Genomic DNA, 26136 nt, shown 5'->3' with positions numbered 1-26136 from the left:
ACTGGATTCAGTCTGCGGTCTGCTCCACTGCGGCTTCGGCGACAGGTGCCGGGGCGGCAGCTTTTGCCTTGGCACGGTCCTTACGGCTTTTGCCGCGCTGACGCGAAGCTTGCTGCTTGGCATACAGCGCCTGGCCGGCGGTGACAACGCCTGCGGGCTGGCCATTCAGGTCCAGGCGCGGTGCGTTCTCCACCATGCTGGCCCAGTAGCGGTTGCCCCGGCACCAGGTCGAGATGCCCAGCTTGAGCTGTTCACTGGTAATGCCCAGCAGCTCCAGGTGTTGCTCGGCATCCTTGAAGATGCCCTCTTTGAGCGGGACCTTGGGGGCCGGGTTTACCGGGAAGGCCAACGGGAAATGCTTCTGCAGTGGCCAGATCGCTTCCACCGCCGGGTCCTGCTCGCGAGCCTTGGCCTGCGGGGCGGGTTTGCGCTTGGCGGGCTTCGGGCTGTCGGCCTTCGGGCTATCAGCCTTTGCCTGCGCTTTTTCAGACCGCAGGCGGTCACGTAACTCAGCTAGTTGTTCAAAACCCATCGTTAATTCACTGCTTCTACGTTGATTGCGTGGCGCAAGGATAAGCCATGCAGCGCTTGGTAGCAGCAGAAAGAGGATGAATCGTTGCGGTTTTTGCCGATACAGCCTGATAACCCGCATCATTTTGGTGCAAATCTGTGATCTGCCCGACTCGATCGACGTCACAAACGCGACCCCCTCGCTGTCGTCCGGGGACTGATGACAAGGCCTTCCATGCAAACGCTGTTGAACGAGATTCTCGACGAAGTGCGCCCCTTGATCGGCAAGGGCAAAGTGGCTGACTACATCCCTGCGCTGGCCGACGTGCCTGCCAATCAGCTGGGCATTGCCGTGTATGGCAACGATGGCAGCCACTACTGCGCAGGCGACGCCCTGGTGCCGTTTTCGGTGCAGAGTATTTCCAAGGTGTTCAGCCTGGTTCAGGCGATTGGCCACTCCGGTGAAGCCATCTGGCAACGGCTGGGGCACGAACCTTCGGGCCAGCCGTTCAACTCGCTGGTGCAGCTGGAGTTCGAGCGCGGGCGCCCGCGTAACCCGTTCATCAATGCCGGGGCGCTGGTCATCTGCGACATCAACCAATCGCGCTTTGCCGCGCCCACCTTGTCGATGCGCGACTTTGTCCGCCGGTTGTCGGCCAACCCGCACATTGCGATCGATGCCCGCGTCGCCGATTCGGAGTACCAGTTCCGCGCGCGCAACGCCGCCATGGCTTACCTGATGCAGTCGTTCGGCAACTTCCATAACGAAGTCGAGACGGTGCTGCGCAGCTACTTCAGTTATTGCGCGCTGCAAATGAGTTGCCTCGACCTGGCCCGGGCGTTCTGCTTCCTGGCCAACGACGGGTTCTGCAAGCACAGCGGCGAGCAGATCCTCAGCCGACGCCAGACCCAGCAGGTGAACTCGATCATGGCCACCAGCGGCCTTTACGACGAGGCCGGCAACTTCGCCTACCGCGTCGGCTTGCCCGGCAAGAGCGGCGTGGGTGGCGGGATCGTGGCCATCGTACCGGGGCAATTTACCGTGTGCGTGTGGTCGCCAGAGTTGAATGCGGCGGGCAATTCCCTGGCCGGTATGGCGGCGCTGGAGTTGCTCAGTTCGCGGATCGGGTGGTCGGTGTTCTGATCAGGCTAGCAATGGAGACGACCGTGCAAGGGCTGCGGGAAGCGGCTCTGCTTCCAGGTAACCTCACGGCCGCATTAGCGGCTCGATGCCGATCCATTTCTTCACCGGGTGATAACACAGCTGCAGCGGCGGAATTTCCACCTTGCGACCCGGTACCTGAAGGCTGCCCAGGTGAATGGTCCACTTGGCGTCGGCGTTGAGTTTGTCCGTCTGGAAGAGCACATACGCCGAGCCATAGCGCTTGTTGTTGGTGAGCCTGGGAATCATCCGGTGCACTTCATCGCTGTTGATGTCGTACGGCGAAGGCCGGGCAGCCCGCTCACTCAAAGACGGAAAGTCGTAGGTATCGTTGAGGCCCACGTACACCTCGGGCCGAGCCTTCAGGCGCGAGCCGTCTTCAAACGTGATGTAGGCCTGGCGGCTGTCGTAGAGCACCGGTATCGGCGGCTCGCCGCGTTTGGAGTCCGTTGACGGGCGCTGGCGGTCTTTGTTGTAGGCGATCATCTGCACGAAGAATTCCCGCCGCGGAAACTCCTCGCCTGGGTACTGCACGTGCAGGCCTTGCACGTGGAGATTTTGGCCCCACATGGAGGCGCGGTCGTAGAGGTAGGTTTCCAGGTACAGCGTGGTTTCGCCTTGCGGGCCTGGGATTTTGAACTGGTATTCGGATTCACAGAGGTCCGCGTAGGCTGGGCGTTCGCGCTTCCAGGGGATGCAGGCGGTCAGTGAGGCTGTGGCGAGTAGCAGCAGGAGAGAGGTGGTGCGTTTGAAGTTGGTCATGACCTGCCTTGGTCTGGATGCGAAGGGAGCAGTTTCGAGGGATGGGCAGCGGAAGTCCATGGCTGAGCTGGCTTGCGAAGGCATCTGGTGAGTCACGCAAAGCCTGTAAACGCAGATCTCGGTAAAGCCGCCATTCACTTGCCGCCAATGGGCGTACGAACACAATATCAGCCCACACCCACGGTGTGCGCCGTGTCACGTTCCGAAAAACGCTAGCACATGCGTACTATTCTCACCGCGCTACCCCCTCCCGATACTTCCAGCCTTGTTTTGTTGCACCCAAGGAACGCCATCGCCCTCAGGGCTGGCAGCCACGTGCGTGGCCTCTAATGGAATATCTGGAGTCGTCATGAACCCCCTTTTCAGACTGTCCCCGCTTGCCTTCGCGATCACCCTCGCCATGCTGCCCAACGCCCACGCAGTGGACTACACCCTCGACAGCGGCGAAGACACCTTCAGCAGCGACCGCGCCTACGATGGCACGGTGTCGCTGCGCCCCGGCAACGGCGTGCCCGCCACCCTGACCATCAACAACGGCGCCGAACTCACCAGCAAAGGTGGGCGGATCGGTGGCTCGGCCACCAACGACGCAGCCAGCACGGCCATGGCCACAGTTACGGTCCAAGGCCCCGGCACCCGCTGGTTCGTACCGCGCACCACAGCCGTGCTGGGTAACACCATCGTCGTCGGCGGCGCCGGCCAGGGCACGCTCAACGTGCTCGACGGCGGCGAAGTATTCGTGCGCGACCTGCAGCTCAGCGACAACGGCAATGCCGGCAATGGCCTGTCCCGGGCAAACCTGGTGGTCAGCGGCCCAGGTGCGAAGGTGGATGCCGTCGAGGTGACCTCCGGCGGCACATTCCTCTACGACTCGCGCATCACCCTGCGCAATGGCGGGCAGCTGCTCAGCGACCGTGTGGCCATCAACTCGATCAGCGACCTGTCCGGCGCCAACACCCGCTGGGACAACACCGGCAGCTTCACCAACCGCAACGACCTCAGCCTGAGCGACGGCGCGGTACTGACCAGCGACACGATGAGGCTGGGCTCGGCCAACATCAGCCGCAATACCGTGGTCAGCGTCACTGGCGCCGGCACGCGCCTGGCCACGCGCACGCTGACCCTGGGCACCACCACCTCCAGCACCACCCTGGTGCTGGCCAACGGCGCCGAGCTGAGCAGCACCGACGGCATCGACATCAGCGAGCTGACCAGCATCAACTCGGCCGCACGCGGCGCCCTCAGCATCGGTGGTGCAGTGGTCCGCGACGACAGCCGCACCGATATCGACGCCATCACCGCCAGCGCCGCACAAGCCGCCGGCCGCCTCGACCCGCAAACGGCGATCCGCTTCGGCGCCGGTAGCGGTGCTTTGGCGTTCAACCACACCGACAGCGACCTGCAAGTGAGCAACCGCATCAGCGGTGCGGGCCGCGTCTACAGTTTCAGCGGCAACACCACCCTGAGCGGCGACCTGACCGGGATGTCCGGCAGCACCGTGGTACGTGGCGGGCGCCTGGTGCTGGCCGGTGATGTCGACCAGAGCAACCCGCGCGGCACCTCGCTGCTGAGCATTGGCAACGGCACCCTGGTGGTCAACGGCACCGTCGGCCACACCGACGCCCTTGGCAACTACAGCAACCGCGCCCAGGTGCTGGACGGTGGTGTGCTGGCCGGTATCGGACAGGTCGGCACCACGCAGGTTGCCTCGGGCGGCACCCTCTCGCCGGGTGAAGGTGCATTGGGCACCCTGAGGATCAACGGCGACCTGGACATGGCGGCCGGCTCGCGTTATGCCGCCGATATCGCCGGTGATGGTGGCTCCGATCACGTCAACGTCAGCGGCACCGCCACCCTGCGAGGCACCCGGGTCGATGTCACCACGCTCAATGACGCGCAAAGCTACCAGACCGGGCAGACCTACACCCTGCTGGCCGCCCAGGGTGGCGTGGTGGACGGTGCGGCTGCCGGCATCGCCTATGCACAGGCGTTCACAAACTCGGCGTTTCTCGACGTCAGCCTGCAGCGCACGGCCAACGAACTGAACCTGACCATCGCGCAGAAACCCACCACGCCGGAGCCACCTGTAGAACCCCCGGTAGAGCCCCCCGTGGAGCCACCCGTCACGCCGCCGGTGCAGCCGCCCGTCGAGCCACCGGTTCAACCTCCCGTCGAGCCCCCTGTCGAACCGCCCGTACAGCCACCGGTCCAGCCCCCGGTTCAGCCGCCCGTGCAACCCCCGGTCCAGCCGCCAGAAACCGGCGGGCCAGCCACCCCGGGCATCTTCCAGACCGTGGCGCTCACCGAGAACCAATGGAACACCGCAGGCGCACTCAGCGACCTGCAGCAGAGCGGCGAACCGCTGCGCCTGTACAACAACCTGCTGGTGCTCGATGCCGACAGCGCACGCGATGCCATCGACCAGCTCTCCGGCGACTACCACGGCAGCACCGGCACCGCGCTGATCGCCAACAGCCAGGTGGTCTCCGGCGTGCTCGGCACCCGCCTGCGCAACCTGTTCGACAGCACGACCGTGCGCATGCCGCTGGGTGCGTCGAGCTTCATGCCAACCGCCCCTGAATTGGAAGGTGGCGCCTGGGCGCAGGCCTTCGGCAACTGGTCGAAGCTGGACGGCAACAACGGCGCCGGCGGCCTGCACCAGAGAACCGGCGGCGTGCTGATCGGCGCCGACGGCAGCCTCACCCCCGACTGGCGCGCCGGCCTGTACGGTGGCTACAGCCGCACCAAGTTCGATGCCGACGACACCGATGCCAAAGGCCATAGCGACAACTACCACCTGGGCCTGTACACCGGCGCCCAACTCGATGCCCTGCGCCTGAGCGCAGACGTCGGCTACACCTGGCACAAGCTGGACAGCAAACGCAACGTGGCCTTCGCCGGGTTCAGCGACCACCTGAAAGGCAAGCGTGACGCCAATACCTTGCAGGCCAGTGGCGAAGCGGCTTATCGCATCGGCCTGGGTGCGGTGGCGCTGGAGCCGTTCGTGGGCGTGTCGTACGTGAAGTACGATGCCGACAGCTTCCATGAGAAAGGTGGGGCGGCGGCGCTGGATGTGTCCAGTGAGCAGCAGGACACCTGGTTCTCGACGGTGGGCATGCGTGCTTCAACCCGTACCCGCGTGGCTGACCATGACACCCAGTTCTATGGGTCGTTGGGGTGGCGGCGGGCTTATGGGGATCTGGACCCGCGCAGTACCCAGGTGTTGGCGGGTGGGCCGGACTTCGCGGTGCAGGGCATTGCCCAGACGCGTGATGTGGCGATGACGGAATTGGGGGCGACGGTGAAGGTGAATCGCCAGACTGAGGTGGGGCTTTCGTATCAGGGCCAGTTCGGCTCGGATGCCCGCTACCACTCGGTGAATGCGGGGATTACGGTTCGGTTCTGAATGTGTGAGTCGTAACCTTTGAGTGCCTGATAGATCGAGCGCCGCCGTGCGATGCTCGATCTATCAGGCACTGCTGTTTTCGCTTTGCCTGCGGACCTTTAATAGCGATACAGCCATATGCCATCATGGTCGATCATCGACAACAAGACCGCGCCCACCCTCCGCCGGCTTTGTCGTGGCATGGATATTCAGCAAAGGAAAGCGCAGCACATGATTGAAAACGATACTTTCAACCGGGTCGGCACCAACCACCAGATCTCGGCCAACGCCTACAACCTCATACTCGGTGCCGTGCTGCTGTGGGGGTTTGCGGTGAACTGGTACCTGGTCACCACGGTACCGGCCGAGGTCATGCTGGCCATTCCCCCGATAGCGTTCTACATCGGCTACTTCGTTCTGGCGATGGCCGGCGTCGCCCTGCTCTCCGGCTCGCAGGAGCCGATGTACAGCTTCCTCGGCTACAACCTGATCGTGGTGCCGATCGGCCTGTTGCTGGTCGTGGTGCTGCCCAGGTACTCGCACGAGCACATCATTCAGGCGGTGCAGACCACCATCCTGCTCACGGCCGGGATGATGATACTGGGGACCCTGTTCCCGGCATTTTTCAAACGGATCGAGTCGTCGCTGTTCATCGCCCTGCTGGTGTCGCTCATCGTCGAGCTGGGCCAATCGTTCTTTTTCGGCACCCACCTGGCGGCCATGGACTACATCGTCGCCGCGATCTTCTGCGGCTACATCGGCGTGGACTGGGGGCGTGCCAACCGAATCGAGCGCACCGTCGACAACGCGATCGACAGCGCTGCGGCGCTGTATCTGGACATCATCAACCTGTTCCTGCGCATTCTGCGGATCATGGCCAAGAAGTAATCAACGCCAAGCATCAGCCCCAGGCCTGCGCGCTCCCTGCGGGAGCCGCGCTTGCCGCGGCTCACCCACTGGGCTACGTCTCTTCCTGCTTGTAAATACGCAATCCACGCGCCTGATAGTTTCGCAGCGCGGCTGGATGGCCGAATGTGCAGGTATGCACCCAAACCCGCTCTCACGCGGATTGAATAGCGTGACTCAACAGCGCTCCGCGAGGTCGTGAGGCTGAGGATTTGCCTTCAGCTCGGATGCTGTTTTACGAGGACACAGCTACGTGGGCACCTGGCCAAGTCACAGCCTGCGCTACGATCACATCCTTGCCATTGAACGTGAGTGCAGGCCCGCCATGGAGTTGATAACCCAGCTTCAAGGCGTCACTGACCCGGTGGCAAAAGGATGCGTCATCGGGGCCGGTGAGCACCCGGTAAATCGGTAATCCATCCGGTGGTTGAGTCATCTGCTCGGTCCTTGCGGTAGTCGGTGTGTAGTCCGAGTGTACTGGTAATGGCGGGCGGACGGCCACGGCCAGCGGCTGCGCCAGTGTTCGCAGCAAAGCCTGATGCATTGGCACAAACATGAAATTCTGGCGATTGGCCAGTGTTTTCAGTTACCCTGCGCGGCCAAATTGATTCAAATTGTAAGGGACTACAATGAAACACCTACGCCATCTGTTGGCGGCAGTGTTGCTCTGCGCAACCACTTTGCCCGCCATTGCCGCCAGCACGCCCCCGTCTGCGCCAACCACCAGCGAACAACCGCAGCTGACCGCCGAACAGTGGCTGGCCACGCTCAAGCCACAGCACGGCCACATCACCCTGCCCAGCGGCATCGCCAGCCTGCAACTCAACAACGAGTTCTACTACCTGTCGCCGGACGACACCGAGCGCCTGCTGACCGAAGGCTGGGGCAACCCACCGGGCTTCAAGACCCTCGGCATGATCATCCCGACTGCCGTCAATCCGCTCGCGGACAACGGCTGGGGCGTGATCATCAGCTACAAGAACGACGGCCACATTTCCGACGATGACGCCGCCAAGATCGACTACGCCGAACTGCTCGAGCAGATGAAGGCCGAGGACGAGGAAGACAACAAGCAGCGTCGCCAGGAAGGCTATGCCGGCCTGACCCTGTTGGGCTGGGCCGAGCCACCGAGCTACGACCAGGCGACCCACAAGATGTACTGGGCGCGAGAGTTGAAGGCCGAAGACGCCGACCAGACCACGCTGAACTACAGCATCCGCGTGCTGGGCCGCGAAGGCGTGCTGGAGCTCAACGCCGTGGCGGCGATGGCCGACCTGCAGACCATCAAGCAGGAAACGCCGAAGATCCTCGCCTTCACCAACTTCACCGACGGCAACCGCTACGCCGACTACGACGCCAAGACCGACAAGCTAGCGCCCTACGGGCTGGCCGCCCTGGTCGCCGGTGGCATCGCCGCCAAAGCGGGCCTGTTCGCCAAGATCGGGGTTGCGTTGTTGGCGTTCAAGAAGTTTATCGTCCTGGGCTTGTTGGCCATTGCCGCCTTCTTCCGCAAGCTGTTCAAACGCAAGCAAGCCTGATGCTGGCCTGGCTCACCCTTGATGGGTGGGCCACGGCCGCGACTGTTCGAGTCGGTTTATGGGGCTGAGCAGTCACATATTGTTACGCCCTCTGGCTAATAAAATCAGATTTAGCCCCTTCCTCGTAGGACCTTTCCCAAAGATACTGCCGACGCCTGTTTTCCGTTGCGGTTGTTATTTCTGAGTTTTAGGCTCGGTGGGTCGTTGCACATCAACGACCGGCTTTGACAGGCCGCGACGATATACAGCGCACACTCGTTCATGGCGGTTGTGTATGGGGCACGTTCGCGTGCGCCGGTTTCTGTGTTCGCCGGTCTGTCAACCCATGCACAGCTGCCACCATTCCGTTTGACAGCGGAATGCCGGTGGCCCCATCGAGAACACAGCCAATGTTAAAAATAGTTCCAGATCCACCCCACAATCTCCACTCCCTCGAAGACACCCTGATGATGGCGGCTGACTACGCACTTTGCGCAGAGGTCGTTGCGCAGCAGGCAATGCTGATGCAGCCCAAGTCCCCCGTGTCATTGTTGATCATGACCTCAATGCACGAGCTCGAAACCCTGCGCAAATTGCTCGAATCGGCGCTGGTTCAAATCCAGAAACCAGCCGACCCGCAGACGCTGCATTAATTCGCATCATGTTCCTGCCTGGACTGACGCTTTCGTCTTCGGGTCCCCAGCTTGCGAGCGATTGGGCCAGCCCAGGCAGCTACAACTTCAGGGAGATCAACCAATGGCCACCGAAGAAACCAAATTCACAGTCGGCAAAACCACCTTCTACCAAGGTGATAACCAGACCCATCCCCTCTTCCGCATCGAACCCGGCATCCCTTGCCAAAGCGCCCGCGAACAGGCCTCTGAACTGATGGGTTACGTCCGCGACCTGACCATCGACGGCCTGATGGAAGACAAACCCCAGCTGCTCTGGGCCTCGCACTACCTCAGCGCCTTGGCCAAGGCCCTGCTCGATGATGCCGAACTGGGCATGATGAAAGACTAAAGTCGTGACACCCGACCCTGTGGGAGCCGCGCTTGCCGGCGATGGGCCGCAAAGCGGCCCCAAGAATTTGGGCCCTGCTCTAACTCCCAGAAGAATTCATCAATGCTCCAAACCAACACCCCGAGCAGCTCAAGTGACAACAGCTTCAGACCAACGTCAAACGCCTGCGCTTGCGTTTTGCCAACGAGGATTTCGGCTTTGCCATCTCGCTCAGCATGCCGATTCCCCTGCCCTATCCCACTGCATTCATGCTCGACCCCGAGATCAAATCTGAAGCCATCTGGGGTGCTGGAGTCTACCACCCCTCTTCGTTGTTGGTAGAGCGCAGAAACGCCATGGTGCGTGCCCGGGAGGGCGACAGCTGGACAGTGCTTGATCAGCACGCCGATAGTTGTGAGAGCTTCGTCAACATAGTCAGACGCCCCGCCAAGCGTCAAAGAACGGCGAGCTACGATGACGACTCAATAACTGGCGGACCTACGAACGCTTCCGCATCGAACAAGATCCCCCTTGCCGTCAGCACCAGCTGGGCATGACGCTAGCCACTCGGAAATTCATCTTTGTAGCTTATATTGTCTATTGTATTTTTTTACCTTTTCAACTTCATCCTTGCTTAAGGATCGACCAGACATATTTATACGAGCAAATACATTGGCCACTTCATCCCTAAACGCGCCATCGATAACTTGCAAAACCACTTGGTAACTTTGAAATTTAGCGTGAAGCACATTAACTTCTGAAATCAATTTGCCACGCAAGTCGCTTGCCACAAGGCTATCTTGAAAGACCATGAACGCCTTATAATCAAACAGGCTAGACATTTTTATTGTTGCGAACCTGTTTTTTTCTTTAGGACTGTATAAAAACTCCTTCTCAATTAAGTCGAAATACAAATCAACATCAACACCCCCCCCTCTCAGCACACCATAAAGCGCCGCGAGCCTTTGAGATCCATCAATAACCCACAAGATAGGACCCGAAGAGTTGAAAGTATTTTTCTGAATAGGGAAATTAGAAGATTCAGGGAGGGATGGTGCATAGTCGTCATATACCCCTATAGCCGCAAGAATAATTCCTATTGGATACCCTGAATAAACACTTTCGAATAGAGATTTAATCTCAGCTTTTTTCCATACAAACCCACGATTGAAATCTGGCGTGAGTATACCGCCACTTTCCATTTTATGAAGTAACTCTATCAAGCTCAAGGAAGTCACCTGAAACCCTGCCATTACTCTTCACCTTTCTGCTGATCACCACTGATCGCCATGACTCTATCTCTAGACTCTAGGATTACAGACTCTAGCAAGTGAAGAGTATGACTAAGATAGCCCACTTTGAATCTGTTAGACTTAAAATCCCATTTCCACTTACCTTTATCAGGCGTGATTTGTAGGCGCTGAGTTTCATAAAATTTATGAGTGAGGCTTCTCAGTACTTCTTGAAGCTGAGTAGTTATTTGAATTTCGATCTCAATCATCACGTTATACTTCGCCCAGGCAATATCATATATAGTCACTGGAATCTTTATATAAACATGATATGCATAATAACCATCATCGCGCTCCTGCGTGTACTGCCTTGAGTCTAGGCCATGCTCTCCAGCATAGTTTCGAATGGCTTCAGCGACAAACTCTGGACCATCGAGAAATCTGCAGACCAAACTACCACGTATTAGATCATTAAAACGAAAATATACGTTTTCGTGAGTAAACCAACCTGATTTTGGCTCACTTGGAAAACCTTTGTTCCACAAAATGTTTTGCCGATACGTTTTTTCAACAACTGAGGCATAAGGCTTTATAAGCAACTTAGGCTCGTGACTACTAGTAAATAAATCTGATTGTGTTGAACGATTATAATCGGCTAGCCAAGATTTTGCTTTATTTGAAAAACCCACAAAAAACGGGTGCTGCGTTACACCATTGAAAATATTATTCATATTGGTTTCATAGAGACTTTCCAATGGCTGATCGCTAAAAGAAGATCCTATATTTTCACTTGCCCAGAGTATATACTCATCCATGCCTTCTGGCTTATTCATGTACTATCCCGCTCTTCATAGGCAATGCGAATATTTCATCAATTTTTGTTAAAAAGCGGCTCAGCAGTCATGCATCAAAAACACCCCGCAGAAGACCTCAATGAACTGCTATGGCCTTATCCATAAGCAACTATGCATTTTCACACTTGCCATATGGTAGCATACTTTCTGAGTTAGCTGTCGCGCAAGAGCTAAGTACTATAGTTAGCAAGAAAAATGGTTTGAGACCAAAGCACGACAATATTAATTAAGCGCCCATAACCTGCATTTAGCCGCTCACACCCTGAGCCGACTGGCTGGTTTCCGTCGGCTCAAACACTCCTGCCTGCCAGCCTTGAGCCAAAAGCAACTTTTCGGGAGTTGCTGCTTAGGTCCCATGCTCTTGAACACGCGTAGATGACGTCTTGCGTGCAGCTCGATGTCAGTGGTTAGGCGAATGTGGAGCTGCCAGCCTGCGCGCAAGCTTGGATTTCCGGCTTTTGTAATAACCTAGATCAGCGACCCTCTTCAGCGTCTCAACTCCCGATTTCTTAACATGTTTAAGGAGATATGCTGACCGGGACTGGTTCAAGCTACTCTTCCACGGCATTGAGTAATCGCACTTGCAGTTGCAGCCTTTTGATCTTGTCACCGACAATCGATCGCTTCGTGATCGTGCTCTCCACTATCTTGACGATCAAAAGGCTAGACAATCACAGATTCTTTCATACAGCTCGGACCTGAAACAGCCGTTCGCTAGCGACGCTGAAAGTTCGGAACGGTTCTATTTGCTAAAAACAACGTATGTACCTACTCTGAAAAGGTCGCCAGAGGGAGTGTGGCTTGCGATTTTGTGAGAGTTGACATAGTGTTTCGTACGAGCCACAACACCGCAGATCTTTAAAAATTATGGCTCAAAGCGGCAATAGGGCCTTAGGAGCATGAGTTAAAATGAAATACCATATTTTAGATTTCAAGGATGAGGGTCAAAGTAAATGCTTTCTAGTAAAAGCCACGCTAAAAGAATACCTTTCCTCGTTACCCAAAGATTATGACGAATATTCTATCCAGCGATCCATTGTAAGTAATATTTATTTGGATCGTTTAATACATACCGTTTTAAATAAAGGACATATCCCTTCAATCACGTTGATTACGACAGACAACGACATTGGCATCAGCACTCACACGGGCAGCGAGTTTAAAATATTAGATGGTTTACAACGAACATATCGCCTGAAAATCATAAGTGACACCAAAGACTTGTTCTTGAGCAAAGTCGCCGGACAGATAGAGGGCTTAACTGATTTTCAAATAAAGCGAAAGTTCAAGGATGAACTGGCGAACATAGGTTCCGCAGGCAATGTCCTTATCTCAGTAAAAGAATATTTTGACAAAAATGGTAGAGAAAACCTAGAAAAGTGCTTTACCGAAAACTTCCAATGGTTCGAAGTTTGGATAGGCCTCACGCCCGAGCAAGAAGTAAGAAAAATGCTATTGTTGAATGCCGGACATAAGCCTGTCAACATCAAGCACCAGCTAGAACTTTTATTCCTAAATCTACTGCCAATAATGGCCGAAACTAAAAGCAATAAAATTAGAATCAAGAGAGAGAAAGACGTTTCTGCCACCTCGTTTAGCAAAGTAAGAAAAGTTGGTGACTACCAGTTTTCTCAGCTGATCGCCGCGTTAGTATCTTACGTTAGTCGCACACCAGTAATAACAAACACAATGTTTATTGAAAGCATACAGAATGACCAAGGAAAACTAGAATTATTCGTCGATATGTTTTCCTACCAATTTCTTGAAGACTTCATTGGTGCATTGTATCTCTTAGACGTTGCCGCGTCTGACGCATTTGGTGATGAGGGGGTCCAGTGGATGGGGCGCGAAGTGTCATTAGCTGCAATGTTTGCTGCAATCGGATCTTCTGCCAATCCCTCCGGGGAGCTGGTAAATATTGCAGAACAGCTAGCTAAAAACTTTCATTTAGTTAATCTTGGAGACTATGAGAAAGCGAGGAATAGCGTGGACCTTGCCAAAGTAAATGTGGGGAATATTAATCGTATTTCAATTTTCCAAGGCATTGAGTCTCTCATCAGCTCTGACTACAGCAGCAAAATTGATTGGGCCTTGGCATTCGCGAGGGAACCGCAATGAGAAAGGTTGATGCTGTTTATTCTACACTCATTGCTCAATTTGGTAGTGTCTGTGACGACACAACAAAAGCCGACATTTTTTCTGAAGCTTTGCAGAATGATTCGGAAAGGGAACTTTTTGAGAGTCTCTTTGTAGCATTCATTGATGAAAAAGAAAATTTAGAAAGCTATAGAGACCAACTGGATATTTACCCAGCTCTACCTCAGCTGCATGTTCTTATAAATAAGTTCAAGGACAATTTTGAGCAATTTCCAGGATTTGACTATCAGGCTTGCTTATTTGGCTTGATGATTGCCGAACGAATTCTACAGAATGAAGTTTCCCCTTTGCCTGCTGAGGATGTCGATGATGGATTTGATTTTTTTTACTGCGACATAGAGTTTGAGTGCAGGGCATTTTCAACTAACTTACCTACACTAAACCGGAATATTCTTTGGGTAAATCCTAGTTCAATTGATTCGTTGACAGCGCTTTCAGAAAGCGCTGTAGCGCTCGATCTTTTGTATTTTTTAATTTCGGTCGGAACAACAATTGACTTTAGGCTTGGGAAGTCGATGATCGTTTGCGAAAGAACCTGTGTAACAGATCGCCACGCCGGGAATGCTAACGTCATTGCGCTCATGAAATTGCACATGGTAAGTTCTGGCAATAAAATTACTCGCTCAAATCTTTATATAGCACCACCCCAAAATTCTTCGCAACAGAATTACATACCGGCTAATAGCTACGCTCAGTTTAGTGAAGTTATTCATATTTTAGGCGAGTATCTGGATAGAAAAGATGTACTTGCAAAGTTTCTCTCCATGTATCATGTGATCGAGAACTTCATGATAAAAAGCCAAATAGTTAAGCTTGAGCGAAAAGCAAATGGGGCAATGTTTTCCATAAGAGATTTTAGAAGACTTAATAAAGCAGTCGACATCTCCGAAGTGGACGCAATTGAGAAGCTTGTTAAATCGATTTTCTCATTATCTTATGCGACGGGAAATTTTGGAGATTTCGCGCTCACTACTTGGCGAAATTTTTTGACTACTCACGCTGCAAGCGGTTTAGAAATCGATACCTTTCTATCCAGCTTGATTAATGGCAGTCAAACCATCAACTCTTCAATACAATTCATCAGGTATTTTTCCACGCTTATTTACCAGATGAGGTGCTCGATAGTTCATAATAAAGAAACAGAGTTCCACATATCTAACGAGACTTACAGCACTGGATGCCGGCTAGTCATGGAGCAATACCTGCTACCTACACTAGAGGAGTTTGTTTTCTTAGCGATGGCTGAAGATAACGATATTGTTTGGTATCGCTCCAATTCCATAAAGCTTTGGAGCCTATCAGCTTGAGCTCACTTTGGCTGCATTACGAACTGAGGTCTATGAGGCGAACCGTTCACCTAGCCATTCGCATCGTCGCCGAGGATTTAATACCTGTAGACTAGACCTCTGTTCAACGACGTAATGTATCATGATTTAGCGCTAATTCGCCGAACTCCGAGCCTAGGGTTTCTGGGCCATGGGAAAACACGGGTGTGGACCCACTGTTTCCTATTGCCCAGGAGCAACCTCCTACAGAAAACAGCTAAGGTTTTGTATATCAAACGATTACCGTTAGCTTCCAGTTCACAACTATATGCCTAACAACTTCAGATGTTCGGCATTTAAATATACAGCTGGCAAACCATGTTTCATCAACGTGAAAACCAGCCTATTCACTCTTCCACATTGAACCGCATCCTTGACAAAGCACTCGCGAACAGGCCTCTGCGCTGATGGATAACATCCACGCCCTAACCCGTATGGAGGACAAAGCCAAGTTGCTCTGCGCTTCGCACAACCTCAGCGTCACAGCCAAGGCCCTGCTCAATGATGCCGAGTTTAGCAAGATAAAAAATGAAGCACCTGCACTACCCACCCTTTAGGAGCAGCGCTTGCAGGCGATGGACCCAAAACGTGCCACCAACAATCCAGGCCCATGCTCCAACCTCCAGGAGAACTCACAAATGCTCCAAATTAATGCCCCGAGCAGTTAGAGCGACAACAATCCAGCCCTCATTACAGACCATCCCAACGACCTTTCACCACCATCCCCTAAAGGCAAATTGAGCCGGAGCCGCGAGCCGCTACCCAGCAGGCAAGATTGAAGTAGCTCAGATCAACGGTGTGCTTATTGATTAAGACATCAATGTGTGAACTTTATGCCCTGCGTAAACTGCTAGACTTAGCGCGGATTCAAATCCCAAAACCAGCGGACCCGAAGATGCTGTATTAGTCCGCATTGTGATTTGCCTAGCCTGACCTTTTATAGGCTAATAACCAAGCACAGCATCTATTCTGAGGCCCCACCGAATCCATTGAAAAATCAAATCAAACGAACTGCATCTGTCGAAAAGCTTTTAGACTCAAGTTTCTTAGCATGATGAGCAACAACGCTGAAGACAACAGACGCAATTTTGTTTGCCAGAAGCGGTGGCACAGCATTTCCAACCTGGTGAAATTGCTTTGTCCTATTTCCTTGAAAAAAATAATTATCAGGAAATGTTTGTAGCCTCGCTGCCTCTCTAACGGTCAAACTACGACACTGCGTCGGATCATAATGAATAAAATAATGCCCATCCTTAGAAATATGGCTAGTGACTGTAGTTGCTGGCAGGCCCTCAAGCTGCACTCTAAAACGATCACTAAACTTACCAGTCTCCCAGTTTTTGTGCGCAGGAGCCAAACCAGAAAGTTTAAATTCAAGATGCCCTTTTGGCGAGGTCTTGTATGCGCGCGCATAAACACTGGCGAACATATACCTTCTCAAGTCAGAAGGCATATGACCTCGCGCATCATGGTTCAACCAGAAGGCTAATCTATCATCTCGATACCATTTATCCAACTCAGCGATACCGGTAACGCCATCATCTCTCTTGCGAGGAACTCGAAGCGCTCCGACCCCGTGCGTTGGGGAAAAAATATTTTCCCAAACTATTTTCATCTCCGCCGCAAGCTTTGGATCAACTGCAGAGTCAACCTCAGCCATCAGCTCATCTAGCTGATCTAGGACTACTTTATACCAAGCCTCATCATCATCTTCTTGCTTGGTTAGTCGACTACGCAGCTTTGGAAGATCATCAATTACTTGCTTGGTACTCACTTGTTCAACAAACGGAATTGGCAAGAAATCGGGAACCCGCCCTTGTTCATCTAAAGCGATACCTAATAAAATTACACGATGCCGAGCCTGAGGTATACCGTGATTTTCAGCTCTTATAACAAACTTACGAGCATCGACAGCGGAAACATCTTCATCAGGTCCAAATGACTCGGAACTCACTAACGAACAGATTCGATACTTATTGCCCGGCGAGGAATCACCAAGCGCCCTGTGAGGATCAGTGAGATCTTGAAGTATCTGAGTAAATATTCCCTCGCCACCAACCTTGGAGGACAAAATACCCTTAACGTTCTCCATTACAAATACTGTCGGCTGTCGCTCCTTGATAATTCTAAGATACTCTTTGTACAAAAAATGCCGATGATCATTTTCTGCACAATAATTCGCCTTGCCTTGGTTTCGTGATCTACCAACAAGGGAATAGGCTTGGCAGGGAGGTCCCCCGATTAATACCCAGGGCCTTTTGTGATCAAGCTTATCATCAAGTATCTTGTCAAGCTCCTCATCGCCGGCATTCGAGCCAAGCGTAATACATCTCGCTTCAGCGTCAGCTTCATGCCACTGTTCCTCGCTATCTTTACTATAGGGGCTATGACTGCGACCATTGCAAAAATCGTAATAATCTGAGAGGCAATCAGGGTTTTTAAGTTTCAGAAGCCTGTAAAACGCTCTAAGCTTAAGTGTTTCACGGGCTACTGGGTCCATTTCAGCAGAAACCACGATTTCAAACCGTTGTCCATTACCAGACGAAGCGAAGCCCTCACCTAGGCCACCTGGGCCGGCGAAGAGATCAACGATCTGGATAGCCTTCGAAAACTCATGGGCGGATTCGATAGCAGGGGTTCGTTCTAACGGTAAATTCATTTGGGATTCAGTCATGGACATCGTCAGTAAAGAAGTCAGGTCTCGCATGATGGGCGCCATCCGTGGTAGCAACACTACCCCGGAGATGAAAATTCGAAAGCTGCTGCACAAGCAAGGCTTCCGGTTCAGACTACATCCCAAGGATCTTCCCGGACGACCGGACGTGGTCTTACCACGCTACAGGCTGTGCATTTTCGTTCACGGCTGCTTCTGGCATAGGCATCCCGGGTGCAGATTTACGACTACGCCCAAGACCCGCCCCGAATTTTGGCAAGCGAAATTCGACCAAAACATCGGCCGAGACCTGCAAAATAGAGCGAATCTCCTTAGCCTAGGCTGGCGAGTTTTCGAGATCTGGGAATGCGGAATCCACAGACCGGTGACGGAAATGGACTGGCTGCCTCACGCAATACGTGATTGTAATCAAAAACACATCTCATGGCCTACCTTTCCTGAGAAGCAAATAAGCGCACAAAAAAAATCACAAAATCATAAAATAGTCAAATAAAATCAATATGTTAGCATCAAAGATTTGTTCGACTTGCATCACGAAAAGCCTCATCAAGAACACTCCCCAAAACATTAGGCGGCAACCCGCCAAAAAACCTAATTTCATTTTTTGCACGAAGTTTGAGTATGGCCCGCCGGGTTAGAGCCTCCATAGACCCACGACCATAAATTAAAGAAGCACGCAGCCAGGCTTCTGCAAGAGCCGTCGCTATAACGGGACTACTTGCAATGCCGGGGCGCTCTACGATTTGCAAGAAAGCGTCTTCAGAGAGCTCGCTTAATAATCCCCAACGATTATCACTCTGCATCCCTCTGTCAAATAGCATACCCCTCATCCAGAGCCGCTGAAAAGTATTCCTAACACCACCAAAATACCGCTCTACACTTCCACCGAACCGCCAGCTCACAATATCAGGCATTACGACAATCGATAAAAAAGCCCATACATCATCTCTGAAACACTCCCCGCTTGATAAAAAATCTTTATTAATCAAAAGTATTGCCACCCGGAAATCAAAGCTTGAAAAGTCGGAACGTAAGGTTTTCCTTTGAGACTGACATTCATCTTTTATTCTTAGAATCTCCAAGCGTAGTTCAACCAAGGTTTTTGTAGATATCGGACTGCCACCAGTCGGCGCGAATCTCGTAGCCCTTGGAAGCTCATCCGCACTGAAAGCTTTCCATGTTTCCGGCCCTTCCTGCAGAAATACCTCTAGTAACCTTTCTGCTTCCGGAGCAGCTAACCGCGGCATTAACGCTATCATTCACCTTCCCCTAGGTCTGCAAGCGCCACCAATGATGCGCGAAAAACTCCAGGCCGATTGTCAAAAACCGACTTTATGAAATCATGATCTTTTCCAGGCCAAGCTTTTTTTAACCATGAAGCCGCCTGCGACGCCAGAGAGCCGGGTTCAGGAGAGTTGAATAAATCCGCAACCTCAGGATCCGTGATAAAGCGCTCACATACCTGCCCCATTATGTCAGCCAAGAGCATGCGCAAGGTCATGGGATCTTCCGACTCGACACGATCAATGAGATCACCATGCTCGTGACTAAGATAGAGTCGTAGCGCACCATGAAAATCACGAGACCATTCACGTGGAGACCAATGCAGATACCAAGGCGCAAAAGACGAAATGGCTTCACCTGCTAAAGAACCAATATCCGCAATCTCAATTGGAAATCTCGGCTCTTCGCCTTCCAATCTACTACGGGCACGATCCGACCAAAGTAGGTCACCTAATCGGCTCGGGGAAAGAACCGAGCCACCTTTGACTTTAGTCGCCAACACCACCCTAGTACTTACATCTATCACCGAAGAAAGCAGATCACCAAGCACCTCAAACTCAAAGCCGACAATCCAAGACTGTTTACACATCAACTTAGAGTGCTGCTCAATTATAAATCGAGGCAACCGCCCTTGCCCAGTTCCTAAAGCAACCAAGACCAAAAGCTCCGAATCCAAAATATTTAGACTCAAATCATCAGAAGCGATAGCAGGATCAATTCTAATTTCACGGCGCAGGCGAACCACAGATCCTGGATCCCAATCCTCCAGATACTCTCCCAATGGGGACCATTCACTATTATTTAAGGAAAACCACCATGTGGATGCAGTCACAGCAAACTCTGACAAGGTCAGAAATGGAAACGCAACACGCTTCACCGTTTGGCCTCCATAATCAATTCTGCACTGGCAATCACAGCACAATCATCTGGCATCATAACTCTAATTTCATATATGCCTTCTTCACCTTCAATATTGAGACGGCAACCCCTCGCAAAGTTTTGGCCATCCACAGAGGAAATCGATAAAACAACAGGATCTGGCAATCCCACACCTGCCTCCACTGCTCGCCCGCCATCCACCGCAACAGAGGCGCTCGCTATTAGTGCATTGGCACTTCGTTTTGCATCCTGCCGCACTTCGGTTCTAAACACCGCGACAATTCCAGCTTTTACGGACTCTAACCGAACAAAATGCGGCCCACTGGCAAGAGCGTGTGTAACTTTCCTTCTGCCGCCAGCCTTATTTCTAACTCTTCCAGCACCATCTCCACTGACACCTTCAAGTGCCGCTCCAAGTCGACTTGCTAGCTTCGCCAATGGCGGCCCAGCCTGCGTTTTCGGCTTGTTCAAAATTGAACTCAAGCCTATTTCAGAAGCAATCCTCCTCAAATCTCGAAGCGCGACATTCACAAGTGTCTTAGCAATACCTTTTTCTAGATTTTCGGGAATCCAGTCATCATGCGCAGGTGGCTCGGCCTCAGCAAAAGCCGACTCAACCTCTTCCTCATCGCTTACAACGAAGACACCGCCCCACTCTAACCTCTCATCCGGTAAAGCAGTACCTATCATATACTTCACGACCAAGCCCACAGGGCGCATCAACGCAATATGCTGCGCCACAGGTGGAATCAGGCTACTATCAGCAACATAATTACGCCGCTGTCCTCGCAGCCCTTTTTCTATAGCGAGCACTCCAAGCTTTATATTTGACTTGGTCGCAGAAAGCTCAAGAAGATTATTGCCTTTCCCAGATTTTGCGGATTTCATTGCTTTACAAAACAAATCTAACGGAGCGAAATTCTCCGGAGCAGGAATTTCAAAATTCCTACCCTCAACCTCAAGCCGCAAATTGAACTTAAGAGATGGTGGCGTATCGCGCATCATGCGCGGCCAAAAATTCCAGAGAATCGCTTCTGAAATTCTTCCCGCAAAGGACCGAAGATCCTCATCCTCTAAGATGTAATCAAGAATCATGATAGAAGTGCCAGTACGATCCCGCCCCCTTTCTGGCATACCTAATGCCGCTGCGAGCGTCTGTGCCGCCACACCCGTCACAGGATCTACCACCCCATCCTTCGGGTCAGCTACTCCCCACCAGTGTCGACCAGTGAAGCGGTGTGACATCGTTCCAGCCGATACTTCAAATGAGGGACCTAAATGACACCCAATTAGTCGTCTCCCTTCAGGTCCGTCCTCATGGGGCAAAGAATCTACGATGATTGTGCTGCAGTGGCTGGCTTTATATAGGGCAACCTTCCCAAATCCATAAGTTCCACCGCCACGCACAGTATTCCTCGCCACCCCAATATTTCGAAGAAAATTTATAAATTGGGTATTAGACGTACCTATAGGCACTCGATCCGATCGAGTTGGCCCTCCTAAGCCTATAGTCTGAAAATCACATATTTCCATAACTACCAGCCTATCCTTAGCTAGCGACTCCTTTAAGAGTGCGTTAGATTGCGCACCTACTGGCAACACTCCGATCATTTTATTTTCAAGGACAGAGCGTTGTTCGTCAGTCAAATATCGGACTCTTATCTCAATCGTAGGACCAACACCAAGCTTCGCCGCATCTGCTACATTTTGCAATGCCTCACGTATCAGAGTTTGTAGCGGATCAAGGGAGGGAGCACCAAGAAGGCGTGTTATATTATCCCCAATATTTCCGGTTGACCCATACGGCTCCGAAAACAGCTGCAGCCTTAATGACATTGACTAAGCCCCAACTCAATAGATCTATAAGCTTCGTTAGATTGTAAAAAGTCGCAAGCAAAGGACAAGTCAACAGAGTATTTAACTGAAAATAATCCCGCCGGCCTGACCCCACCAAGAAGCATTGCGGAGGTCAATTTTGGAAAACCATCCTTGACTTCATAAAACGACTCGGAATTAAGACGAAAGGACCTTGTATTCCATCGCGCACTCTGAAAATCTTCGCACCCAGCGGCTCGTAAAACCTTATGCAACCCAACTGGATCGTCCGATTTTCCAATCGCACTAAAAGCCAAACTTGCTACACTAAGGGCGCCCCCATGAACAGGTTCTAACTCTATTCTTAGAAGATAGAGATTCCCTCCCGATGGAGCTTCAAGTTGCTCGAGTCCATTAATAGTTATGTCTGACTTCCCAACCCGATCCGTAGACTTGACCTCAAGTGAAATAGCTGCGTTGCGAAAGTCATGCCTATCTCCGCTAGGCCCACGCCACGCCTTCCAACCTGAGGCCGAGTGGTCAAGTAGCCTATTGAGCACAAGAAGCTCTCCAACCAAGCCAATCACTTCGCTTGGATCAACTTCCGAATCACTAGATTCGCTTAAAAGGGAGCGGAAATCATTTATCGTGGAATCAATTGCTTCAAGACAACTACTCCCCTTCTCAACCCTAGCGATAATTTCATCAACAAACTCGCCAAACACAGAAGCGAGCGAGTCTGAAATGCAAGTCATGTCCGCAAAGCTAACTGACCGTCCTTCTAAGAAGAAATGTGACTCAGTTAGAGAAATTGAGCCCGGCACTGAGACACATGAAGCAAGCTCTCTATAGGCCAAGGGCAGCAAAATACGAGGCTCTCCCGAAGGGCCAAGCGCAAGGCGCAGCCTTCCAGCAGGCGCCCTAACGCTCAGTGGCATCGTACGGATGCCAAAGGGTTCAACAGGGCTATCGTTAATACGAAGCATTGCCCAAATGCTCTTTGAAGACATATTAGATTTCGTCACACACCTGCCGCCTGCAACTGCGCAGCTTCCTCTGAAGCAATTTCTTCAATATCTTCAGCCGAAAGAGATCGAAGCTCCACTGAGACAAAACTGCCGCTTTCAGTTACTGATCCTGGGAACACGATGCCGTAAGCCAATACATCCATCGCCGCATTCAATGGTTTCCGGATCGTACCGGCTTGAACGGGTGTTGATTCGGGATCAATAGCATAAAGAAGTAATAGCGGAACTTCACCAAGCTTCTCTCGGCGAGCAGCTTTCAGCTCTTCCCAACCGCCATCAAGAGCAACTTCATCATTGCAATCGTACACAACATCATTTTTCGACATGAGAGCTTTAATATCTGCATCACCACTACCATCGAGCTTAGAGCGCTTGACCATTGAAACATTGCCTACGCTACCCAAAGGTTCAAAGGAAGACGCTCCTTTTTTTGGCTGTACAATGGCGACATTCCATTCGCGCAATCGAACGTTATCACCCAAGATAAATGGAATCAACATTTCCCGATTCAAGTCGGCATGCGTAACATGCGGCTCATACTTCTCCAAAAATCTTTGTATTGATGATCTAGGCACATTGCGCCAGATATGTCTCCCAGACTTTGCCGCTTCATCATCTTTAAGCTCAAGCGCATCTGCGCGACTAACGAGCTCAGCTGCTGCGCCCCAATTAGCACGGAGTTTATCGAAATTCGTATGCTCAAACCGGAAGGTCTGTCTGTGGGTGCCCCAGTAGCTCACTGCACATTTTCGAGCAGCCCGCATCTTAGTAGCAGCCGTGATAGCCATGCCTGGAATTGAGCGAATACGAACCGCGATGTTCATGGGAGTTAACTGCCTAATGCGATACTGTTCGATGTCGCTGCGAATTTCTCGCTCAATCGACGCGAGCTCTCTAAATCTAAGCTTAAGGGTTTCGGGCATCCAGATTCGTGGAAGATCCTCATATCCAGGCCTATACCCGAACCACCGCCCCATTTGCAAAAGCGTGTCGTACTGATCCGCTGTGCGCAGGAAGAAGCTTACGGTCAAACCCTCGAGTGTCAAACCCCGCGCAAGAATTGAACCACCAACTACTATGTAGGTTTTCGCATTACCTGTATAATCTATCCGATCATCACTCCCACCATTTTCAATTGGAAACTCAAGCACAGATAGAACATTTGGCAGCTCATCAAAAATACACACGATATCAACTGATTCTTCAGAGCAGATGTCATGCGGCAACTTCCCCTGCTCTTGCCTCCAAATAGCCTCAAGCTCCTTACCAACTGCACTTGAGCTATCTAGTATTGCCTTGTGATTCACTTCTACCCACCCTTCAATTAGGGCTGACACGCGCTCATGGGCAGTAACATAGGCAGAAGTATGCACAAGCATCGTCATATGTTTGTTTAATTGCCCACGAATACGTCGTGCCGCGCAGCAGGCAAGGAAATATAGAATAGACTGTCTAAGACTATCAGTCATCAATGGCTGAAAGTTATCTCTTTCTTTTCTAGATCGAGGCTGAAGAGAGGAAACCTCACCGACATTAATCTCTCGAATCATATCAAGGCCCTCCTCTTCCGGAAGGACATTTTCAGGGTCGACTGGCACTTTACCGAACAGCCGCTCTGTACCAAAATACGATGCAGGCAATGGCAATGCAGTAATAAAATCACGCGGATAAAGGTCGTCCAGCACCTGACCTTCCTGGCGATAAGGATCAATTAGTACGTTCGCAAACGGAGTTGCGGTATAGCCCACATAACTAACCGCTGGCAAAAGGGAGATAATTTCCCGAATTCTCTCATTAATAACAGTTGTCTCAAACTCACCACGCGCAGAGTTTACACTGGCTTGATCGCACTCGTCATCAATAACCAAAACACGCAACTTAGACAAAACTGCAGGCATGGTTCGCTCTATGGCTAACTTCAGCTCCCCAAGAGGCGATACGTTTTTCTTAATAACTGCCAACTGAGCTTTATCAGTGTGCGATAAGAAGCCTCCTTGAGGAGGGGCTCTGAAGTCCCTTTCAAGCTCATTAGGCGTCAAAACCTGCCAATTTAAAGGGTTTCGAGCAATCAAATCATCAAAAAACCTTAACTGAGTTTGATACCTGAGTGCGTTAGTGAGACCCGCTAGAACTATCACAGTGTTGTAGCCAGCATCTAGCGCTTTAGCTATAGTCGCGGTCATATTTGCGGTTTTACCGGACTGCACATAACCCAAGACAAGTCCGCGACAAGAGAATTGAGGTTGTTTAGGGTTCTCGAGGAGAGAAACGACCTCATTGGATGCCAAGTGGATACCTTCTACATCAGCCTGATTCCACCCCTTCCCATTGAGCAGATATCCGTAAACAGCGGGCCAATGAAAATCTGACGGTTTAGACCCAAAATACCATTTTGGTCGATCTGCTATAACAGAATATCGATCCAAGATCTGGACTTGTTCAAACTGCTTCACTATGAGCGCTTTCGCTTCTTCAATTTCAGCTGTTAGAGACACTGCCAAACCCGGACACAGAGTATCCAGCTCTAAGCGAACGGAATCGACCGCAGAGTCAAGATCTGAAAATCTAGGCATTGCCTGTGAAATTCGCTCGTACAATTTTTCAACTTGCGGCCCTGGCATGATAGCTCCATGATATTGCACTTTAGATTAACGCAATGTACATCGCGCTGACGAAGGGTGCAAATCATCCGAGAAAGCAGTGACCCGAAAGTTTCTTCGCTGACAACGGAGCCTCAAACCACAACGAAAACATTAAGGCGACCTATTCAAAGGCAAAAAAAAACCAGCCACTTTTCAGTGACTGGTTTTTAGGGATTTTTGGTCGGGACGGAGTGATTCGAACACTCGACCCCTTGCACCCCATGCAAGTGCGCTACCGGGCTGCGCTACGCCCCGAATACATTCTCAAACCTCTGAGAACGTTGAAGAATGTACCCTAACCTCCTGATAAATGAAACCTTTTTCTCAAAAAAATTTCCATCCATCAAAACCGCAAAGGTCACTTCTTCAACACCACCAACACATCCTCCAACTCGACAATCATCTGCCGAATCAGCTGCTTGTACTGGCTCGATTCATCCTTCACCTCATCACTGGAGAGCCGCAACCGCGCCCCGCCAATGGTAAACCCCTGGTCATACAGCAGGGCCCGGATCTGGCGAATCATCAGCACATCCTGCCGCTGATAATACCGCCGGTTCCCCCGCCGCTTCACAGGGTTGAGCTGAGGAAACTCCTGCTCCCAATACCGCAGCACGTGTGGCTTTACGGCACACAACTCGCTCACTTCACCGATGGTGAAGTAGCGTTTGCCCGGTATGGGGGGCAGTTCGTCGTTATGGCTTGGTTCCAGCATAGGCCTCAACCCGGGCCTTCAACTTCTGCCCTGGACGAAAGGTGACGACGCGCCGTGCGGTGATCGGGATCTCTTCCCCAGTCTTGGGGTTGCGGCCCGGCCGCTGGCGTTTGTCGCGAAGGTCGAAGTTGCCGAAACCGGACAACTTGACCTGCTCGTTCTCTTCAAGTGCGTGCCGAATTTCTTCAAAAAACAGCTCGACCAGCTCCTTGGCCTCACGCTTGTTAAGCCCCAGCTCCTCGTACAGCCTTTCGGCCATCTCAGCTTTCGTCAGAGCACCCATGCCG

Annotated in this window: 22 protein-coding genes, 1 tRNA gene and 2 pseudogenes; 10 read left to right on the top strand and 15 right to left on the bottom strand. The window is 52.0% G+C overall.

Going from position 1 to position 26136, the window contains the following annotated elements; genetic code table 11:
- Nucleotides 1-7 precede the first annotated feature (7 nt).
- Nucleotides 8-532: a ProQ/FinO family protein gene (locus N430_RS12320; RefSeq protein ID WP_110638655.1), complete on the bottom strand. Its 525-nt coding sequence runs from the start codon at nucleotides 530-532 to the stop codon at nucleotides 8-10.
- 213 nt (nucleotides 533-745) lie between these two features.
- On the opposite strand from N430_RS12320, the gene glsB reads away from it, so the two are divergent.
- Nucleotides 746-1654, top strand: a complete 909-nt coding sequence (gene glsB, locus N430_RS12315; protein WP_110638656.1) for a glutaminase B — start codon at nucleotides 746-748, stop codon at nucleotides 1652-1654.
- A gap of 63 nt (nucleotides 1655-1717) precedes the next feature.
- Here the strand turns inward: glsB and N430_RS12310 are convergent, their stop codons facing one another.
- Entirely contained in the window at nucleotides 1718-2434 is a 717-nt protein-coding gene (locus N430_RS12310; protein WP_110638657.1) for a hypothetical protein, read from the bottom strand.
- Between the two features lie 349 nt (nucleotides 2435-2783).
- Here N430_RS12310 and N430_RS12300 point away from each other — a divergent pair, with 349 nt between their 5' ends.
- Nucleotides 2784-5840, top strand: coding sequence for an autotransporter domain-containing protein (locus N430_RS12300; RefSeq protein ID WP_110638658.1), 3057 nt, complete (start codon nucleotides 2784-2786; stop codon nucleotides 5838-5840).
- A gap of 210 nt (nucleotides 5841-6050) precedes the next feature.
- Nucleotides 6051-6707: a Bax inhibitor-1 family protein gene (locus tag N430_RS12295; RefSeq protein ID WP_110638659.1), complete on the top strand. Its 657-nt coding sequence runs from the start codon at nucleotides 6051-6053 to the stop codon at nucleotides 6705-6707.
- 73 nt (nucleotides 6708-6780) lie between these two features.
- Here N430_RS12295 and N430_RS29725 read toward each other — a convergent pair.
- Together N430_RS29725 and N430_RS12285 are read right to left on the bottom strand one after the other, a co-directional pair.
- Nucleotides 6781-6915: pseudogene (locus N430_RS29725) on the bottom strand (GNAT family N-acetyltransferase); the annotation flags it as partial.
- 45 nt (nucleotides 6916-6960) lie between these two features.
- Nucleotides 6961-7161, bottom strand: a complete 201-nt coding sequence (locus tag N430_RS12285) for a DUF1737 domain-containing protein (protein ID WP_110638660.1) — start codon at nucleotides 7159-7161, stop codon at nucleotides 6961-6963.
- Nucleotides 7162-7354: 193 nt separating this feature from the next.
- Here N430_RS12285 and N430_RS12280 point away from each other — a divergent pair, with 193 nt between their 5' ends.
- From N430_RS12280 to N430_RS12265, 4 genes and pseudogenes are all read left to right on the top strand, one after another.
- On the top strand, nucleotides 7355-8263 hold the full coding sequence (locus N430_RS12280) for a DUF2167 domain-containing protein (protein ID WP_110638661.1): 909 nt from the start codon (nucleotides 7355-7357) through the stop codon (nucleotides 8261-8263).
- A 389-nt stretch (nucleotides 8264-8652) separates the two neighbouring features.
- Nucleotides 8653-8895, top strand: coding sequence for a hypothetical protein (locus tag N430_RS12275; protein ID WP_060513428.1), 243 nt, complete (start codon nucleotides 8653-8655; stop codon nucleotides 8893-8895).
- Nucleotides 8896-8998: 103 nt separating this feature from the next.
- Nucleotides 8999-9265: a DUF3077 domain-containing protein gene (locus N430_RS12270; protein WP_079228827.1), complete on the top strand. Its 267-nt coding sequence runs from the start codon at nucleotides 8999-9001 to the stop codon at nucleotides 9263-9265.
- Nucleotides 9266-9423: 158 nt separating this feature from the next.
- A pseudogene (locus N430_RS12265) lies at nucleotides 9424-9797 on the top strand (AAA family ATPase); the annotation flags it as partial.
- 22 nt (nucleotides 9798-9819) lie between these two features.
- Here the strand turns inward: N430_RS12265 and N430_RS12260 are convergent.
- Nucleotides 9820-10497: a DUF262 domain-containing protein gene (locus N430_RS12260; RefSeq protein ID WP_110638662.1), complete on the bottom strand. Its 678-nt coding sequence runs from the start codon at nucleotides 10495-10497 to the stop codon at nucleotides 9820-9822.
- Nucleotides 10497-11309 carry a hypothetical protein gene (locus N430_RS29285; protein ID WP_133248844.1) on the bottom strand — a complete coding sequence of 271 codons (813 nt, stop codon included), beginning with the start codon at nucleotides 11307-11309 and terminating at the stop codon, nucleotides 10497-10499. The genes N430_RS12260 and N430_RS29285 overlap by 1 nt, the downstream gene beginning before the upstream one ends.
- Before the next feature lie 930 nt (nucleotides 11310-12239).
- On the opposite strand from N430_RS29285, the gene N430_RS12250 reads away from it, so the two are divergent.
- On the top strand, nucleotides 12240-13448 hold the full coding sequence (locus tag N430_RS12250; protein ID WP_110638664.1) for a hypothetical protein: 1209 nt from the start codon (nucleotides 12240-12242) through the stop codon (nucleotides 13446-13448).
- Entirely contained in the window at nucleotides 13445-14794 is a 1350-nt protein-coding gene (locus tag N430_RS29280; RefSeq protein ID WP_133248843.1) for a hypothetical protein, read from the top strand. The genes N430_RS12250 and N430_RS29280 overlap by 4 nt, the downstream gene beginning before the upstream one ends.
- A 1015-nt stretch (nucleotides 14795-15809) precedes the next feature.
- On the opposite strand, the gene N430_RS12235 is transcribed toward N430_RS29280, so the two are convergent.
- Entirely contained in the window at nucleotides 15810-17519 is a 1710-nt protein-coding gene (locus tag N430_RS12235; RefSeq protein ID WP_256592126.1) for a DNA cytosine methyltransferase, read from the bottom strand.
- Here N430_RS12235 and N430_RS12230 point away from each other — a divergent pair.
- Complete coding sequence (locus tag N430_RS12230; RefSeq protein WP_110638667.1) at nucleotides 17485-17979, top strand: very short patch repair endonuclease; 495 nt, start codon at nucleotides 17485-17487, stop codon at nucleotides 17977-17979. The two genes, N430_RS12235 and N430_RS12230, sit on opposite strands and share 35 nt — an antisense overlap.
- Nucleotides 17980-17995: 16 nt before the next feature.
- On the opposite strand, the gene N430_RS29275 is transcribed toward N430_RS12230, so the two are convergent.
- From N430_RS29275 to ihfA, 8 genes are all read right to left on the bottom strand, one after another.
- Nucleotides 17996-18733, bottom strand: coding sequence for a hypothetical protein (locus N430_RS29275; RefSeq protein ID WP_133248842.1), 738 nt, complete (start codon nucleotides 18731-18733; stop codon nucleotides 17996-17998).
- Nucleotides 18734-18741: 8 nt separating this feature from the next.
- The gene (locus tag N430_RS12225) at nucleotides 18742-19647 is read right to left on the bottom strand and encodes a hypothetical protein (protein ID WP_110638668.1); all 906 of its coding nucleotides are present in this window, start codon (nucleotides 19645-19647) and stop codon (nucleotides 18742-18744) included.
- A complete protein-coding gene (locus tag N430_RS29720) occupies nucleotides 19644-20744 on the bottom strand; it encodes a hypothetical protein (protein WP_256592125.1) in 1101 nt (366 codons plus the stop codon). The genes N430_RS12225 and N430_RS29720 overlap by 4 nt, the downstream gene beginning before the upstream one ends.
- A 731-nt stretch (nucleotides 20745-21475) precedes the next feature.
- Nucleotides 21476-22474, bottom strand: a complete 999-nt coding sequence (locus N430_RS12215) for a PD-(D/E)XK motif protein (protein WP_110638670.1) — start codon at nucleotides 22472-22474, stop codon at nucleotides 21476-21478.
- A gap of 11 nt (nucleotides 22475-22485) precedes the next feature.
- Nucleotides 22486-25113, bottom strand: a complete 2628-nt coding sequence (locus N430_RS12210) for a Z1 domain-containing protein (protein ID WP_110638671.1) — start codon at nucleotides 25111-25113, stop codon at nucleotides 22486-22488.
- Between the two features lie 199 nt (nucleotides 25114-25312).
- A tRNA-Pro gene (locus N430_RS12205) sits at nucleotides 25313-25389 on the bottom strand.
- Nucleotides 25390-25492: 103 nt separating this feature from the next.
- Nucleotides 25493-25849 carry a MerR family transcriptional regulator gene (locus tag N430_RS12200; protein ID WP_008100384.1) on the bottom strand — a complete coding sequence of 119 codons (357 nt, stop codon included), beginning with the start codon at nucleotides 25847-25849 and terminating at the stop codon, nucleotides 25493-25495.
- A complete protein-coding gene (gene ihfA / locus N430_RS12195; RefSeq protein WP_003250679.1) occupies nucleotides 25830-26132 on the bottom strand; it encodes an integration host factor subunit alpha in 303 nt (100 codons plus the stop codon). The genes N430_RS12200 and ihfA overlap by 20 nt, the downstream gene beginning before the upstream one ends.
- Nucleotides 26133-26136: the final 4 nt, after the last annotated feature.

Origin of the sequence: Pseudomonas sp. CC120222-01a, assembly GCF_003097235.1 — a bacterium.
Taxonomy (GTDB): Bacteria; Pseudomonadota; Gammaproteobacteria; order Pseudomonadales; family Pseudomonadaceae; genus Aquipseudomonas.
Note: the sequence above shows the minus strand (reverse complement) of the source record. Positions and strands in the feature narration are given on the sequence as shown.

Coding starts and splice junctions, on each gene's coding strand:
- N430_RS12210 (WP_110638671.1), bottom strand. CDS start 25,113: ATGCCAGGGCCGCAAGTTGAAAAATTGTACGAGCGAATTTCACAGGCA.
- N430_RS12235 (WP_256592126.1), bottom strand. CDS start 17,519: ATGCGAGACCTGACTTCTTTACTGACGATGTCCATGACTGAATCCCAA.
- N430_RS12310 (WP_110638657.1), bottom strand. CDS start 2,434: ATGACCAACTTCAAACGCACCACCTCTCTCCTGCTGCTACTCGCCACA.
- N430_RS12250 (WP_110638664.1), top strand. CDS start 12,240: ATGAAATACCATATTTTAGATTTCAAGGATGAGGGTCAAAGTAAATGC.
- N430_RS12280 (WP_110638661.1), top strand. CDS start 7,355: ATGAAACACCTACGCCATCTGTTGGCGGCAGTGTTGCTCTGCGCAACC.
- N430_RS12295 (WP_110638659.1), top strand. CDS start 6,051: ATGATTGAAAACGATACTTTCAACCGGGTCGGCACCAACCACCAGATC.
- N430_RS29720 (WP_256592125.1), bottom strand. CDS start 20,744: ATGATTCTTGATTACATCTTAGAGGATGAGGATCTTCGGTCCTTTGCG.
- N430_RS12260 (WP_110638662.1), bottom strand. CDS start 10,497: ATGGCAGGGTTTCAGGTGACTTCCTTGAGCTTGATAGAGTTACTTCAT.
- N430_RS12215 (WP_110638670.1), bottom strand. CDS start 22,474: ATGTCTTCAAAGAGCATTTGGGCAATGCTTCGTATTAACGATAGCCCT.
- N430_RS12320 (WP_110638655.1), bottom strand. CDS start 532: ATGGGTTTTGAACAACTAGCTGAGTTACGTGACCGCCTGCGGTCTGAA.
- N430_RS12275 (WP_060513428.1), top strand. CDS start 8,653: ATGTTAAAAATAGTTCCAGATCCACCCCACAATCTCCACTCCCTCGAA.
- N430_RS12270 (WP_079228827.1), top strand. CDS start 8,999: ATGGCCACCGAAGAAACCAAATTCACAGTCGGCAAAACCACCTTCTAC.
- ihfA (WP_003250679.1), bottom strand. CDS start 26,132: ATGGGTGCTCTGACGAAAGCTGAGATGGCCGAAAGGCTGTACGAGGAG.
- N430_RS29285 (WP_133248844.1), bottom strand. CDS start 11,309: ATGAATAAGCCAGAAGGCATGGATGAGTATATACTCTGGGCAAGTGAA.
- N430_RS12285 (WP_110638660.1), bottom strand. CDS start 7,161: ATGACTCAACCACCGGATGGATTACCGATTTACCGGGTGCTCACCGGC.
- N430_RS12230 (WP_110638667.1), top strand. CDS start 17,485: ATGGACATCGTCAGTAAAGAAGTCAGGTCTCGCATGATGGGCGCCATC.
- N430_RS29275 (WP_133248842.1), bottom strand. CDS start 18,733: ATGCCGCGGTTAGCTGCTCCGGAAGCAGAAAGGTTACTAGAGGTATTT.
- N430_RS29280 (WP_133248843.1), top strand. CDS start 13,445: ATGAGAAAGGTTGATGCTGTTTATTCTACACTCATTGCTCAATTTGGT.
- N430_RS12200 (WP_008100384.1), bottom strand. CDS start 25,849: ATGCTGGAACCAAGCCATAACGACGAACTGCCCCCCATACCGGGCAAA.
- N430_RS12300 (WP_110638658.1), top strand. CDS start 2,784: ATGAACCCCCTTTTCAGACTGTCCCCGCTTGCCTTCGCGATCACCCTC.
- glsB (WP_110638656.1), top strand. CDS start 746: ATGCAAACGCTGTTGAACGAGATTCTCGACGAAGTGCGCCCCTTGATC.